The 14,061-nt window shown below is 57.5% G+C and carries 17 protein-coding genes; 10 read left to right on the forward strand and 7 right to left on the reverse strand.

The genetic code is table 11. From position 1 onward, the window contains the following. The first annotated feature begins 50 nt into the window (after window positions 1-50). Window positions 51-839: a TSUP family transporter gene (locus tag NLU14_RS00615; protein WP_275704216.1), complete on the forward strand. Its 789-nt coding sequence runs from the start codon at window positions 51-53 to the stop codon at window positions 837-839. On the opposite strand, the gene NLU14_RS00620 is transcribed toward NLU14_RS00615, so the two are convergent. Continuing rightward, a complete protein-coding gene (locus tag NLU14_RS00620; RefSeq protein WP_275704217.1) occupies window positions 836-1,621 on the reverse strand; it encodes a ZIP family metal transporter in 786 nt (261 codons plus the stop codon). The genes NLU14_RS00615 and NLU14_RS00620 overlap by 4 nt on opposite strands. Before the next feature lie 151 nt (window positions 1,622-1,772). Here NLU14_RS00620 and NLU14_RS00625 point away from each other — a divergent pair, with 151 nt between their 5' ends. Beyond that, entirely contained in the window at window positions 1,773-2,633 is an 861-nt protein-coding gene (locus tag NLU14_RS00625) for a diacylglycerol/lipid kinase family protein (RefSeq protein WP_338040774.1), read from the forward strand. Window positions 2,634-2,642: 9 nt separating this feature from the next. On the opposite strand, the gene NLU14_RS00630 is transcribed toward NLU14_RS00625, so the two are convergent. After that, window positions 2,643-3,449 carry a DUF1338 domain-containing protein gene (locus tag NLU14_RS00630; RefSeq protein ID WP_275704219.1) on the reverse strand — a complete coding sequence of 269 codons (807 nt, stop codon included), beginning with the start codon at window positions 3,447-3,449 and terminating at the stop codon, window positions 2,643-2,645. Continuing rightward, a complete protein-coding gene (locus tag NLU14_RS00635; RefSeq protein WP_275704220.1) occupies window positions 3,436-4,560 on the reverse strand; it encodes an arginine N-succinyltransferase in 1,125 nt (374 codons plus the stop codon). The genes NLU14_RS00630 and NLU14_RS00635 overlap by 14 nt, the downstream gene beginning before the upstream one ends. Window positions 4,561-4,697: 137 nt before the next feature. Here NLU14_RS00635 and NLU14_RS00640 point away from each other — a divergent pair, with 137 nt between their 5' ends. Beyond that, window positions 4,698-5,126, forward strand: a complete 429-nt coding sequence (locus tag NLU14_RS00640; RefSeq protein ID WP_275704221.1) for an Lrp/AsnC family transcriptional regulator — start codon at window positions 4,698-4,700, stop codon at window positions 5,124-5,126. Here NLU14_RS00640 and NLU14_RS00645 read toward each other — a convergent pair whose 3' ends face one another. Continuing rightward, window positions 5,127-5,402: a YebG family protein gene (locus NLU14_RS00645; RefSeq protein ID WP_275704222.1), complete on the reverse strand. Its 276-nt coding sequence runs from the start codon at window positions 5,400-5,402 to the stop codon at window positions 5,127-5,129. Between the two features lie 209 nt (window positions 5,403-5,611). On the opposite strand from NLU14_RS00645, the gene NLU14_RS00650 reads away from it, so the two are divergent. The 4 genes from NLU14_RS00650 to NLU14_RS00665 all read left to right on the forward strand — a co-directional run bounded on the left by NLU14_RS00650 (window position 5,612) and on the right by NLU14_RS00665 (window position 8,256). Beyond that, a complete protein-coding gene (locus NLU14_RS00650) occupies window positions 5,612-6,214 on the forward strand; it encodes a LemA family protein (RefSeq protein ID WP_420845021.1) in 603 nt (200 codons plus the stop codon). Beyond that, window positions 6,214-6,957, forward strand: a complete 744-nt coding sequence (locus NLU14_RS00655) for a TPM domain-containing protein (RefSeq protein WP_275704224.1) — start codon at window positions 6,214-6,216, stop codon at window positions 6,955-6,957. The genes NLU14_RS00650 and NLU14_RS00655 overlap by 1 nt, the downstream gene beginning before the upstream one ends. A gap of 51 nt (window positions 6,958-7,008) precedes the next feature. Beyond that, entirely contained in the window at window positions 7,009-7,635 is a 627-nt protein-coding gene (locus NLU14_RS00660; protein WP_275704225.1) for a TPM domain-containing protein, read from the forward strand. Between the two features lie 90 nt (window positions 7,636-7,725). Continuing rightward, window positions 7,726-8,256, forward strand: coding sequence for a DUF5610 domain-containing protein (locus NLU14_RS00665; protein WP_275704226.1), 531 nt, complete (start codon window positions 7,726-7,728; stop codon window positions 8,254-8,256). Window positions 8,257-8,295: 39 nt separating this feature from the next. Here NLU14_RS00665 and NLU14_RS00670 read toward each other — a convergent pair whose 3' ends face one another. Beyond that, window positions 8,296-9,210, reverse strand: coding sequence for a glutathione S-transferase family protein (locus NLU14_RS00670; protein ID WP_275704227.1), 915 nt, complete (start codon window positions 9,208-9,210; stop codon window positions 8,296-8,298). A 211-nt stretch (window positions 9,211-9,421) separates the two neighbouring features. Between NLU14_RS00670 and NLU14_RS00675 the strand changes: the two genes are divergently transcribed. Then, complete coding sequence (locus tag NLU14_RS00675) at window positions 9,422-11,104, forward strand: AMP-binding protein (protein WP_275704228.1); 1,683 nt, start codon at window positions 9,422-9,424, stop codon at window positions 11,102-11,104. An 82-nt stretch (window positions 11,105-11,186) separates the two neighbouring features. On the opposite strand, the gene NLU14_RS00680 is transcribed toward NLU14_RS00675, so the two are convergent. Continuing rightward, entirely contained in the window at window positions 11,187-11,384 is a 198-nt protein-coding gene (locus NLU14_RS00680; RefSeq protein WP_275704229.1) for a hypothetical protein, read from the reverse strand. A 128-nt stretch (window positions 11,385-11,512) separates the two neighbouring features. Between NLU14_RS00680 and NLU14_RS00685 the strand changes: the two genes are divergently transcribed. Further along, window positions 11,513-12,406, forward strand: a complete 894-nt coding sequence (locus NLU14_RS00685; protein WP_275704230.1) for a LysR family transcriptional regulator — start codon at window positions 11,513-11,515, stop codon at window positions 12,404-12,406. Window positions 12,407-12,412: 6 nt separating this feature from the next. Here NLU14_RS00685 and NLU14_RS00690 read toward each other — a convergent pair whose 3' ends face one another. After that, on the reverse strand, window positions 12,413-13,117 hold the full coding sequence (locus NLU14_RS00690; RefSeq protein ID WP_275704231.1) for a transglycosylase SLT domain-containing protein: 705 nt from the start codon (window positions 13,115-13,117) through the stop codon (window positions 12,413-12,415). Between the two features lie 123 nt (window positions 13,118-13,240). On the opposite strand from NLU14_RS00690, the gene NLU14_RS00695 reads away from it, so the two are divergent. Beyond that, complete coding sequence (locus NLU14_RS00695) at window positions 13,241-14,059, forward strand: DUF2059 domain-containing protein (RefSeq protein WP_275704232.1); 819 nt, start codon at window positions 13,241-13,243, stop codon at window positions 14,057-14,059. Window positions 14,060-14,061: the final 2 nt, after the last annotated feature.

Here is a 14,061-nt window from a genome sequence, read left to right on the forward strand (position 1 = left end):
TCATACACCTTTGTATTCGAGAACTTAGCTGACGGGCCCTCAAAATTACCATGTCTGATTTGGCGTTGTACCAGTATGTCCTGATTGGCCTGATCTTTATCTGGAGTGGATTTGTTCGTTCCGGGTTGGGATTCGGCGGTGCTGTGTTGTCGCTGCCCTTCCTGCTACTGGTGCTGGACGATCCGCTGGTGTTCCTGCCCATCATTGCCGTGCACCTGTTGGTGTTTTCATCCCTGACAATCTGGATGAACAATCGAAAGTCTGCGGGGAAAGATGACCAGGGCCAGGCAGTTGCGGGTACCGTGGACTGGCAGTATCTGTGGCGCATCCTGGCAATCATGATCGTACCCAAGCTGATCGGGGTGTTCGGGCTGATTACGCTGCCGTCCGATATCATGAGCACCATCATTTTTGTGATTGTTGCACTGTATTCAGTCTCCTACATTCTCGACCGGCCCTTTCGCAGCGGCAGTCGAACTGTGGATACGGTATTTCTGATGGTGGGTGGTTATGTCAGCGGCACCTCCCTGATCGGTGCGCCGTTGATCATTGCGGTTGTGGCACAGCATCTGCCAAAAGAGCGATTGCGTGACACCCTGTTCGCACTCTGGTTCATCCTGGTGGTGATCAAGATGGCGGCGTTTATCTGGGTGGGTGTCGACCTGCAGTTGATTCACCACTTGTGGCTACTGCCCTGTGCGGCCATAGGCCACGTTATCGGTCTTTATGTTCATGACCGCATGTTGACGGCGGAGACCCCGGTCTTTTTCCGTGTGCTGGGCGTGGTGTTGCTGGTTGTCAGCAGTATCGGGATGGCTAGAGTACTGTTTTCCGGTTAACCCAAGGTGGCGTCGAGGAACATCATGACAACGAAGCCACCCAGCAGTGAGAAAGTCGCCAGGGTCTTGAAGCGGCCGCGATGGGTCTCCGGGATAATCTCATCGCTGATGATGAACAGCATTGCACCGGCTGCAAAGCCCAGGGTCCAGGGCATGATGGGCTCGGCGAGCCAGACCATGGTGCTGCCAAAGAGCCCGCCCACAGGTTCCAATAGCCCGGTCAGCACCGCGATTACGAAGGATTTCAGGCGTGAATGCTCGATGGCCAGCAGCGATACGGCCACGGCCAGGCCTTCCGGGATATTCTGTAGCCCGATGCCCACCGCCAGGGCAACGCCATTGCCAATGTCGCCACCGGCAAAACCCACACCGACCGCCATGCCTTCCGGAAAGTTGTGCAGGGCAATGGCGATGATAAACAGCCATATCCTGCGAATACGGGCGCTGTCGGGCCCTTCCCGGCCCAGGGTGAAGTGTTCGTGGGGCAGTCGCTGGTGAATACTGAAAAGCAGGCCCGCCCCCATCAAAAGGCCGGCAATCACCATCAGCGACGCGCTCCAGGTGGCGCCTGTCAGTTCCTCGCCGTATTCAATACCGGGTAGCAGAAGCGAAAAGAACGACGCCGCCAGCATGACGCCTGCAGCGGCACTGAGCATGCCGTCCTGTAGCTGTGGTGTCAGTTTCCTGACCAGAAATACGCCCAGTGCGCCGATGCCGGTTCCAAGGCCGGCCAGAAGGCTGGCGATTGACCCCAGCCAGACAACATTGACATCTTCCAGCATCGGTCTCCCTTAACTCGTCCGTGGCAGCGTTACTGCGCTATTAAACCTTGACCATGTTGATGGCAAGTTCCACTACCATGGCTTATACCTTACTACGCGCGAAACTTAAAACCGTCTCAGGACGAACAGGTACGCAATGGTTTATTGGTTGATGGCAAACCCCAAGGCCGGGGATAACGGCAGTCGCGGAGCGGACTTCTGGCGACATCACCTGGAGAGTGCCGGTATTGTCGATATTAGGGATTGTAGCCTTGATGACCAGGCCTGGACCAAAAGCGTGGGGGCAAGGGACTTTATACTGGCTGCCGGAGGCGACGGCTCAGTAAACGCAGCTGCCGGCTTCTGCCTTGACACCGGCGCTACCCTTGCGGTTCTGCCCTCAGGCACCGCCAATGATTTTGCCCGTAACCTGGGGTTGCCTGATGATCCCCGGCATGTCTGCAATCTGGTGTCAGCGGGCCGTACCCGTATGGTTGATGTTGCCACCACGGAGGATGGCCTGTTCCTGAATGTCGCCCATGTAGGCCTCGGCACCTTGCCGGTTCAAGAGTCATCAGCAGAGGCAAAACGGATCCTTGGCCGTTTCAGCTATGGCGTTGCGCTGATGCAGAAACTGGCTGTTTATCGGGGCTTCCATGGCCTTATCGAAACGGAAAAGGGGACGGTGGCCGGGCGCTGGCTAACCATCGCAGTGTCCTCCGGGGCGTTTTTTGGCGGGGGTAATGAGATTCCCCAGGCGTCGGCAGGGGACGGTCAACTGGATGTCGTGGCTGTGCGCCCCCGTTCATTGTTCCGGCTATTCCTGGCCTTTCTGACCGTGCGGCTGAGCCGGAACTCTCCGAAGCGAACCAGTACGGTGGTTCATCTTAAAAGCCCTGTGGTGGCGATCACCACCCGCTCACCCAGAACCGTGACCATGGACGGCGACATTGCCGGCCATACACCGCTTCGTGCCCGTTGCCGGCCCGCCTGCCTGAAGGTGATCTGTGAAGAGCTGGTGACCACCTGCTGAGCACCGCGATCAGGCCCGGCTATCGGTACTCTCAAAGATCTTGTCAGCTGAGGCAGCGACAAAACCGCTGTATAGCTCTCCGTCCGGCTTTGGGTAGCGGCGGGCAAACTCATAAAAGCAGCTTGGTATGGCCACGGTCCGGTCTGAAAACCGCACATCGGCCCGGTCTGCCATGGTGGAGGACTGTTCCAGCAGTTCTTCCGGTGAGCCCTTGATTTCACCACCGGAGCTGTTCACCCGGTAACCGTTGTCCTTGAGGGTCTGATTGATGTCCGCCACGGTCCCGAACCGGCTGAGGTCATTGATACTCACCGTAAAATGGTTGGCACGGAACCCCCAGGCGGCCACCCAGGCGGCGTATTCGCTCTCTTCCAGCAGGGTTTGATAGGTGCCATGATCGATGTTCCAGTGCCGGCCGGAGTACAGGAAGTTATCCGCCGTGACCACCGCCGGGTCCATCTGCCTTATCAGGCTTTCAACGATCATCTGCAACTGCCTTGAGCACTGCTCTACCAGCAGCTCGGAGATGAATACCTTGGGCGCGGAAGGGTCCGGGTGCTCGTAGTGTCTCGCGTAGAGCTTCTTCGCTTCGAAGTGGTAGTCGCCGCCTTCCTGATACCCCAGCGCCAGGAAATGCTCCGCCAGCTTGTCCAGGTTTACTTTCTCAAGGTTGAAGGTGCGCAGGGCAATGTGGTCATTCACAATCTCGCCACCCTGGGTGTCGTCCAGCAACCGGTGGATATCCTGTGCCGAGGGCGTCACCTCGCAGTAATTGTTCCAAAGGTGACGGAACAGTGTCTCTCTATCGCTGTGCATGAAGCGCCTCCTGTTGTTGGCGGAGTGGAATGGCCGTCGGCTGGCTGCCACTCAGGGTGGTGGCAAGTTCCATAAACCGGACTTCCCCATCGTTACGCAGATGGAGCGAGTTTGCCAGTGTGGCCGGCACCTGCAAAAGGTTATGCGCGGGCAGGTATCTTGCCGCACTGGTAACGGTCGCACGGAAATCCGCCGTCCCGGTGTTGGTGATCGCCAGCATCCTGCCCTGGCCACCACGGTTCCATTCTTCAAGTGCCGGTCGAATGTCGTCAACAACCTGGATACGGCAGCCAATGGATGCCGACACAGACCGGATATCAGCCAGCCTGGCCTCAACCGTAGGGCCGGCATCGAACAGGTCAATGTAGCCATTCTGCCGGAAGCCTTCAGCTTCAAGCATGGCCAGGGCCGGGCGGGTGTTGTCGTGTACCTGTCCGATGACAGCACGGGCGCTGTCGTCCATCAGGTGAGTGTACAGCGGGTGCCTGGGCATCAGGTCGGCAATGAAGCCGTTGTCGCCGGTACCGACCATGCGCGTCACCGTGCCGAAATCCAGGTCCACGAAATGGGCCCGTAACCAGTTCCAGAACGGTGACTGGCCGCGTTCATCCGACACGCCCCGCATTTCCGCAATGACCGTCTCTGCAAAGCGTTGAGGGTGCTGAGCCATAAACAGAAACCGTACCCGGGAGAGCAGTTTTCCGGCGTGGGCCCGGCGGAATTTCGGCCGGAGGAAGAGTGTGCAGATTTCGCTGCAACCGGTGTAATGGTTGCACATGTTCAGCACTTCCAGTCGCCGCAGAATATTCAGTTCCGGTGAGTGATGCACGACCTGGCTACGGTGATAGTGGTACAGCGGACGCCGTATACCGACAGAGGCTTCAATGCCGGTGGTTCCCATGATCTCTCCGGTTTCCGGATCCTCCAGTACAAAAAGGTAACTCTCTTCGTCGGGTGAACTTACGGTACGACCGAAGCTTTCCACCGAACGACGGATTTTCTGTGTCAGGAAATCACGATCATCGACCAGTGAGGTAAAACCGGGGCCGGATTCCACGGCAATCTGCTGCAGGGCGGCGAGGTCCGACAGGGCAACCGGGCGGATAATCATACGAGCGTCCTCATCTGCTGGCCGCCTGATGGCGGTGGGTGGCAGTGTCAGTATGATGAGGTGAGGTGTCAGTTTGTAGCGTCAAAAAGATATAATTGGTACTTTAAACCAACAATTTGACCTCTGTGATCGCCAATATGATCAGCAAGCAAGATCAGAAACTGCTTTTACACCTTCGCCAGAATGCCCGCTGTAGTGTCTCGGACCTGGCCAGGGCGCTTAACCTGTCCCGGTCGACGGTTCAGAATCGTATTGCAAAGCTTGAGGCAAGCGGCGTTATTCGCGGCTACTCCGTTGAACTTGGGAGCGAATACTCCGCCGGCCAGGTTGAGGCCCATGTGTCAATCAAGGTCTTCCAGAAGCTGACGGCCCGAACCAATACCGCGCTGGAACAGATCAGCCAGGTCTCTCAGTTGTATTCCGTCAGCGGCGAGTACGACCTGATTGCCATTGTCCAGGCTCAGTCCCTGGAAGAGTTGAGTGCGGTACTGGATGAGATCGGGAACCTTGAAGGTGTGGAGCGAACCAACTCTGCGGTGGTTCTGGAGACACGCTTCCGGCGCTGATCAAGCGTCGGTGACTTCGTTCAGTAACGAGGGCTTTTTCAGGGCTTTGGCAAACAGGTCCTTCTCCTCGGCGATGGCCAGTGCCGCCTTCTCCGCCAGGGCCTCATCCAGGCCTTCCACCCGCGCCTGCAGGAACTGGGTGATCTCTTCTGCCAGTTCCAGAACCTTGTCCCGGGCATCCGCCTCGGCCTTGGACGAGAAAAGCATTGTGTCAGGGTGTTTCAGTGCCATCTCCAGTCCGTCCCTCTCCGAGTAATACAGCGCTTGTACGGCCATGACTTTCTCCGGTGTGTTCCCGCACGTTGTCGTGTCTGGTGGGGTTCATTGAATCTGCCGGGAGTATACTGAAAAGGTCTGTATATGTATACAGTGTTTGTGGTGAGCCCCTGGCAGATGTCAGGCTGAAAAGTGTGTTAGTGTCTTATGCCTAAACAGACTGGCCTCACTCTTCATCAAGGAACCGATTCGCTATGCAAGACCGTCCCATGGCCTCCCCGGAACGAACGATTATCCAGCTTGCAGGCATGGCCCTTTTGGCTCTTATGCTCACTGGCTGCGGCATCAACAACATACCCACGTATGACGAGCAGGTGAAAGCTGCCTGGTCACAGGTGGAGAACCAGTATCAGCGGCGGGCGGATCTTGTGCCCAACCTGGTGGAGACGGTGAAAGGTTTCGCGGATCAGGAGCAAGAGACCCTGACGGCGGTGACCGAAGCCCGCTCAAAGGCCACTTCGATCCAGGTCGACGAGAGCATTCTTAACAACCCCGAGAAGCTGAAACAGTTCCAACAGGTACAGGGTGAACTCAGCAGTGCACTCAGCCGCCTGATGGCGGTATCCGAGCGCTACCCGGACCTGAAGTCGAACCAGAATTTCCTGGCGTTGCAGTCCCAGTTGGAAGGGACTGAAAACCGCATTGCAGTGGCAAGACGGGACTTTATTCAGGCGGTTGAACGCTATAACACCGAAATCCGGACCTTCCCGGGCCGTCTATGGCACAGCATGCTCTACAGCGACCTTGAACTGCGGGCCAATTTCGAGGCCACCACCCCCGATGCCCAGGATGCACCGCAGGTGGAATTCTGATGCCTGTCCGCTTGCACCAGATGATCGTTTGCCTGGGACTGCTCCTGCTGTGGCAGGCCAGTGCCCAGGCCCAGTCCGCTCCTGAGTTTCCCGAACTGACCGGCCGCGTGGTGGATAACGCGGGCATGCTCTCTCCCAAGGTTGAGCGTAGCCTCAGCCAGATGCTTGAGGCCCATGAGCAATCCACCACCGAGCAGGTGGTTGTGGTGACGCTTCCCAACCTTCAGGGCTATGCCATCGAGGATTTTGGCTACCAGTTGGGTCGTCACTGGGGTATTGGCCAGGAAGGCGAGGACAACGGAGCGTTGCTCATTGTCGCCGAGGAGGAGCGGCGAATCCGTATTGAGGTTGGCTACGGGCTCGAAGGGCGTCTTACTGACGCCACGTCTGCGACCATAATCAACCAGATCATCACTCCCGCGTTCAGGCAGGGTGATTTTTCCACCGGTATTGCCAATGGCGCAGCGGCCATGGTTCAGGTACTGGGCGGCGAACCCCTTGCGGTGCCTGAGTCCAGCCGCTCCGGGGCCGAGGACAACAGGCCCCATCCAGCGCTGGGCATTCTGTTTTTCGTGATTGTACTGTTGTCGTTCTTCGGCGGTGGTGTTGGTGGTCGCAGTGCCCTGCTGGCTGGCGCTTTGATTGGCGGGCTTGGCGGTGGCCGAGGAGGTGGCTTTGGTGGCGGCGGCTTCGGTGGTGGAGGCGGCGGCTTCGGCGGCGGTGGTGCCTCCGGCGGCTGGTAGCTACAAGGATAAAGACAGCGAACCTATTGATTCAGCAACACCGGAATAAACATGACGCTATTGACAGAGAAGGAACAAAAACAGGTTGCCGATGCCATCACAGAGGTTGAGAAGGCAACTGACGCTGAACTGGTTACCGTGTTGGCGGCGGCTTCTGACAACTATTCCTACATACCATTGCTGTGGGCTGGGATTATCGCGCTACTGATCCCGGGAGCAATCAACTATTTCACGGGTTCCCTGGGGGCAGACTGGTTATTGGTGGTGCAATGGGCAACATTCATTGTGCTTTGTCTGCTGTTCCGGTTCCCAGTTATAGGCCACCATTTGATTCCAGCGCCTGTCCGGTTCTGGCGCGCTTCCAATATGGCCCGGCGACAGTTCCTGGAGCACAACCTTCACCACACAGAGGGTGGAGTTGGCATGCTGATTTTTGTTTCGGAGGCCGAGCACTACGTGGAGATCCTGGTGGATCAGGGGATTGCAGAGAAGGTCAGCGATGACGTGTGGGGTGATATTGTCAAAACCTTTACCGACCGGGTACGCAGCGGGGAGACCCTGGCGGGTTTCCTGGGGTGCATCGACAGCTGCGGCCAGCTTCTCGGGGAACAACTGCCAGCTACCCGCGAAAAAAACGAATTGCCTAATCACCTGGTGTTAATACCAAAACGTTCTTAATGTCCTCCCCGGGCCGGCCGATAACCATTGGCTGGCCGTGGAACCTATCCATGTCTGGCCCGAAAAACCGTGTTGACGAGGGTTGAAGGTATGGTGTCTCCGATTAACATCCCGGGTTCCGGAATTCCTGGCCGCACCGGTTCCGAACCGTCGGGAAACCGGCCGGCAAACGACAATCCTGTGCCCGCCACCGTCAGGGAGCGGGGCAGGGCGTCGATCCGCACGCCTGAAGATGCCATCAATGTGCTGCGAAAGAGGCTGGAACAGCAGATGGAGCAGCGCCTCGGGAGATCCGGGCCCGACACCTCTGCTGCCGCCAGAGACCGTTTCGAACCGCCGACGGCAGCCGACGTTGCCTCCCGGGTGCTGGGATTTGTACAGCAGCGCCTGCAAAAGGAGGCTGCAGCCGGTGCTGACTCAGAGCGCCTGGCGGGCCTTCTTGCGGATGCACGTCGAGGTTTCGAACAGGGGTTTTCCGAAGCACGTGAACAGATTGAAGCATTGGGTCTGATGACCAGGAAACTGGACAGTGATATTAGTGACAGTTTCGGTCGCATTCAGGACGGGCTTGTCGATCTCGAATCCCGTTATCCGCGGAACGATGCAGAAACGACTGGATGATCTCCAGGTACTCCACGAAGAGCAGGCCGGCCTGAGGGATCAGGCCGGTTTAACCGCAAAGCCCTGCCTTGGGAAGTGAACATTGACCTGCCCTACGCGAGCATGTGACCGCTCCAGTGTCAGAGCGTGGTCGACAGCAAATACCAGCTTTCCTGCAACCGGCTCTCGTCCATAGTCATCGGGAGCGATCTCAACATCCTTTCCCACCAGGACATCATCACTGGTAGCCTCGATGGCCTGTGGTGTCGCATTGCGGGCAACGTCTAATGCCTGGTCGGCCGTGATTTCGCGGAATTCACCGTGGCCAAACGCTTTCATTCGGCTCATCCAGGCCTCCACCTTGGGGTAGCCCCGCAGCCAGGGCTTACCGGCCAGGTCACACGCAAACCAGAGGCCGTGGTAGGCCGAGAAATCCGCTATGCAGGGGGTGTCTCCAAACAGGAAGTCTTCTGCCAGCATGGATTCCATGGTTTCGATGTGTTCTATCACCTTCGCCTTGGCCTGCCGGCCGCGCACCGCTTTTACGCGGGAATCGTTGCCCATGGTGATGCGATCCTTGAGGAAGCGCAGGGTGTTCAGCAGGGACGTCTCGCGAATCAGTTTTCGTAGCATCCTGCCGTCGCTGGCGGCAATCACGCAGGCCAGGAAGACCTCAAGGTCAGTTGTTCGCACGAAGTCGATTACCGCCTGGGGCTGACCGGCCAGGCTCAGTTCGTTTTTGCCACTCAGGCGTGCAATTTCGTCGGCGATGGCACGGCTGTCACAGAATACATCTGCCCCGTTCTGGGCGACGGGGACTTTGCGATAGCCGCCGGCCAGGGCGGAAAGCATGGGCCGCGGCGGCATCTCCCTGACAGTAACGGACTGCCAGGGCAGGCCAGCATAGCCCAGCATCAGCCGGACCTTTTCGGAAAAAGGCGACATGGCGTAGTGGTACAGAATGAACTCTTGCATGGGCGATACCCTTCCTGAGTGGCCGTGTTGTCTGGCGGATGGTGGAGAGTACCCCGCAAGCGGCCTGTGCGGAAGCCCCGATGGTTGTCCGGGTGGGCCAAGGCGGTCAGGCGGTAAATAGTCCGGACTTGAGGAAACCCGAAATACGGGTACTATGCTTTAGTCTAATAAAAATAACGCACACAAAAACTAAAACAATAAGGAGCCCTCAATGGCTGCAGACAGCAACAAGCAAACGTCTCTCCACTGCCTATATTATTGGGCGAAGCAAACCCCCGACAAGACATACCTGACACAGCCCTTTCAGGACGGCACCACCGAAGATATCACCTGGAAACAGGCTGCCGACCAGGTGTCCCGCATGACGGCCCATCTGAAGACTCTGGACCTGCCGGAGCGCAGCAATATCGCTATCCTTGGCAAAAACAGCGCACATTGGATTCTGTCGGACCTGGCGATCTGGTCCGCCGGCCATGTCTCGGTTCCGTTGTACCCCACGTTGAACGGCGATACTGCGGCCTACGTGCTGGACCACAGTGAAGCGAAACTGCTGTTCCTGGGTAAACTGGATGGTAAGGCCGATGGTTGGAATGATATCAAGGGTCATATCCCGGATGATCTGCCGATTATCTCGCTGCCAATGTCGCCCCGTGACGATACCCCCAAATGGCTCGATATCATTGCCAGTCAAGAGCCGGCGGAGCCCAGGCTTCCCGATCCTGATGATCTGGCAACGATTGTGTACACCTCCGGCAGTACCGGTCGCCCGAAAGGTGTGATGCACAGTTTCCGCACCATGATTTCCGTGGCCGACGGCCTGCAACAGATTTTCCCGGTGGGGCAGGATGAGCGCATGTTGTCCTATCTTCCGCTTGCCCACGTGGCCGAGCGTGCGGCGGTGGAAACCCAGTCGCTGTACTACGGCTTCCATCTGTATTTCGCCAATTCCCTGGATACCTTCCAGGAAGACCTGCAACGGGCTCGCCCAACGCTGTTCTTCTCGGTACCCAGGTTGTGGATGAAGTTTTATCTGGCCATCAACAGCAAGCTGCCACCGAAGAAGCAGAAGGTGCTGTTCAATATCCCGATACTGAACAAACTGGTCAAAAAGAAGGTGTTGAAGCAGTTGGGGCTGGATCATTGTCGTGCGGCACTGACCGGGGCTGCGCCGCTCTCCGGTGAGATCATTGCCTGGTACCGAAACCTTGGGCTGGAGTTGCTGGAGGTTTACGGCATGTCGGAAAATTTCGGTTATTCCCACGCTAACCGCCCGGGGCGGGCCAAGGTCGGTACGGTGGGTGTCACCAATCCGGGTGCGGAGCACCGTCTCGCCGAGGGTGGTGAAGTGGAGGTCAAGAGCCCCGGGCAGATGCTTGGGTACTACAAGAACGAGGAGAAAACCCGCGAAGACGTCACCGAGGATGGCTTCCTGAAAACCGGCGATATGGGCGAGATCGACAGCGAGGGCTACCTGCGTATCACCGGCCGTGTGAAGGATCTGTTCAAGACCTCCAAGGGTAAGTACGTGGTGCCGGTACCCATCGAGAGCCGCTTCAATCACCCCAAGGCGGAAGTAGTGTGTGTGGCCGGTGCCAACCAGTCCCAGCCATGCCTGATGGTGCTGCTATCGGAAGAAGCGCGGGAAGAACTGGAAGCAGGCGGAAGCCGGAATGAACTGGAGCAGGAGCTTGCCGCGGAACTGGATGCTGTGAACAGTGAATGCGAAGCCCACGAAAAGCTGGCGTTCGTGGTAGTGGTGAAAGAGCCCTGGACCATGGAAAACGGCATGCTGACGCCCACCATGAAAATCAAGCGCAATGTTATTGAGGACTTCTACAATCGCAAGATGGATGAGTGGTTCGGCAAGAAGAAAAAAGTCATCTGGGAGTTCTGAGCCCGAAACGAAAACACCGGTGGGCCTGGGTATCCAGGGCCACCGGTGCTGATAAAATCTGTCTTCCCTTACAGGGGCGGGCTTAGTGCTCGCCCTGCATCATCTGAGGCATTTCCGGCGTAGCGGTTGCTGCCTTCCTTCTCCAGGAATTCATTTTCCGACTGATGACCTGCACGGCCTGTTTAGCGGCTGCACGGGTGTATTGGCGCCTGACCTCAGTACTGTTGTGGAGGATACTGGATGGCAGCGGGTGTACGGTTGCGATATGGTCTTGAGTCATAGCGCCTTCCTCCTTATCTGGTGGATTGAAACGTATTGGTTAGCTGACTATATAAATAAGTGTACGGCTTCGTATTTGCAGTTTAAATACGTTAAAATCCGTACTCACGTTGCAAATATGCAGTAGCTATGGATTGGGATTATCTTCGATATATACACGCCCTGGCAATAGGTGGAACCCTTGCCAAAGCCGGTGAAATACTGGGTGTTCACCAAACAACGGTGCTTCGCCGTCTCGACCAGATGGAAGAGCAGATGGGCGTTCAGTTTTTTGAACGCAACCGGGATGGTTTGCAGTTAACACCGGTGGGTGAAACCGCCTTCCGGGAAGCCGAAAGGCTCTCCGCGGATATGGAAAATCTTGAGCGACAGTTGATTGGCCAGGATTCAGCCCCTGTTGGTAAGGTCCGGCTTGCCGCCACCGACACCATGATCAACGCCCTGATCAGCCCGATGATTGCCGATCTGGTGCGGGAATACCCGGATATTGAGCTGGAAGTGCTCACCGACAACGATGTGCTGAACCTCAGCCACCGCGAGGCCGACCTTACCCTGCGGCCGGTGAATAAACCCCAGGCCACCCTGGAGGGTGAGCGCATTGGTACCATCGAGTCCGCAGTCTATGGCTCGGCAGGCTACTGCAAACGCCATCCTGAGCTGGATCTGGACAATTCGCCGGAACAGGTCCTCTGGATATTGCCTGACGAGAGCTTCAGCCACCTGGCAACGGGCCGCTGGTACCGCAAGCACCTGAAGAACGCATCGTCCATCATCCGCTGCAACAGTCTCCAGGCCATGCATGCCCTGGCGCGTGCCGGTGCGGGCCTTGCCGCCTTGCCCTGCTATCTGGGGGACAGCACCAGGGAGTTGAAGCGGTTGTCTGCTCCCCTTGAAGGCGAGGGCGTGGATCTGTGGCTGATGGTGAACCACGAAACCCAACAGATGGCACGGGTGCGCATCGTGATGGAGTTCCTGACTGCCAGGCTGTCGAAGCTTTCGCCGAAGGTTGAAGGTGATGTCTGAAGGGCGCTACCAGTCGCCACAAAATGGCCAGAACTGGTAGAAGCGCCAGCACTGGAACTCTTCCTCACAGGTCTGCAACTGCCGATGGTAGCGAAAGGCCCGGGTTTCAACCCGTTTGGCCAGTGACATCACCGCCGGTTTGTTCAGGTAGTTCTGTTGCTGGTAGCCGGTCCGGCCTTCATGGTAGGCGAGGTAGAGCTTCTCCGGACTGGTGAGGGGAACACCCACTTCCCGGTTGGTCAGGTGGTTATACCAGCCCACAAAATCCAACGCGTGTTTCATGTTGGTCCTCACCACAGACAGCCCATCCCCGTTTGCTTCCAGATATTCTGCCCACGCCGGGTCCAGCGCCTGAGCATAGCCATAGGCGGATGTCGGCCGTGTCCAGGGTATGAATCCCAATAGCCGGGTTCGGGGCGGCCGGGCGTGGCTGCGAAACGATGATTCGTAGTAGACAAAGGCCAGTTGGGTGGCGATCGGGGTACCCCAGCGGTCCTGTGACTCGCTGGCGTAGTCGTACCATACCGGGTGCTCCCGGAAGATCTCGCAGACATTTTCAGGATTCGCCGGGGGATCTGGTTCCAGCAGGCTGAAACGCATGGTGGCCACAACGGCAATCGTCAGCCCCAGCGTCGGCAGGCCGTACCACCGAAGTCGGGTTTTCCAGATTTTCAATCGTTTGCTTTTCAGTCGGTTACGGCGTTTCTTCATGCGTAGGATCGGGCCCTCTCATGCCACACTACAAAATGGTCATCAAACACCGGCCTGCTTTGCTTGCAGGTGTCGTCGGCGCCATGGCATAACAAGCCATCGTTACCAGAGGATACTAGGTTCATGCGTGCACTATCCCAAGTTAAACCGGCATTACTTTTTCTTTTGCTGGTGTGTGGTTCCGCCACTGCCAGCCCGCTGGCTGATTCGGTTGTCAGGGCGTCGCCCATTGATGAAGTTGCTGCCCAGTACCCGGCGATGATGAGCCAGGGTATTCGCGAGGGCCTGAAGCAGAGCGGCCGGGTTGAGCCGTTCGTCGCCAATACCATCAGCAGTGTTGTCAGTAATGCGTTCAGCGTCGCCGAGATTCGCGCCCAGGTTGTAGAGGATCTGGATCGGGGCCTGAGTGATGAGCAGATGAACTCAGTGCTGGCCTGGTATGAAACGCCACTGGCGGAGAAGATTTCGCGGGCGGAAGTGGCGGCTTCCAGCCCGGCTGCATGGAAAGAGGTGGAAGCCGGCGCATCCGCGCTGCAGGACAAATACGAGGGCAGCGAGCGGGCGAAGTTGTTTGCCCGTTTTGACAGGGCGTCCCGCGCAACAGAGAGCGCCGTAGACACAACGATAGCCGTCCAGCTTGGTCTTGCCTCCGCCATGGCGGCCTTCAATGGCAACAAGGGGCCGACCTTTGAGCAATTGCAACAGAAGATTGAAAACCAGCGCGGCATGTTGCGCGGGATGGTCGCCCAACAGGTGTATGACGGCTACCTCTACACCTACCAGGATTTCACCTCGTCGGAGTTGAGAGATTACATTGAGTTCCTTGAGAGTGACGCCGGCTCAGCGTTTACCCGGGTGGTTACCAACAGCATCCAGCGCTCGATTACCGACCCTGTGGAGTCAGTCGGCAGCCAGTTGGTGCGGTTTCTTAATCCGGGCTGAAC

The sequence above is a fragment of the Marinobacter iranensis genome (assembly GCF_029207565.1).
GTDB lineage: Bacteria > Pseudomonadota > Gammaproteobacteria > Pseudomonadales > Oleiphilaceae > Marinobacter > Marinobacter iranensis.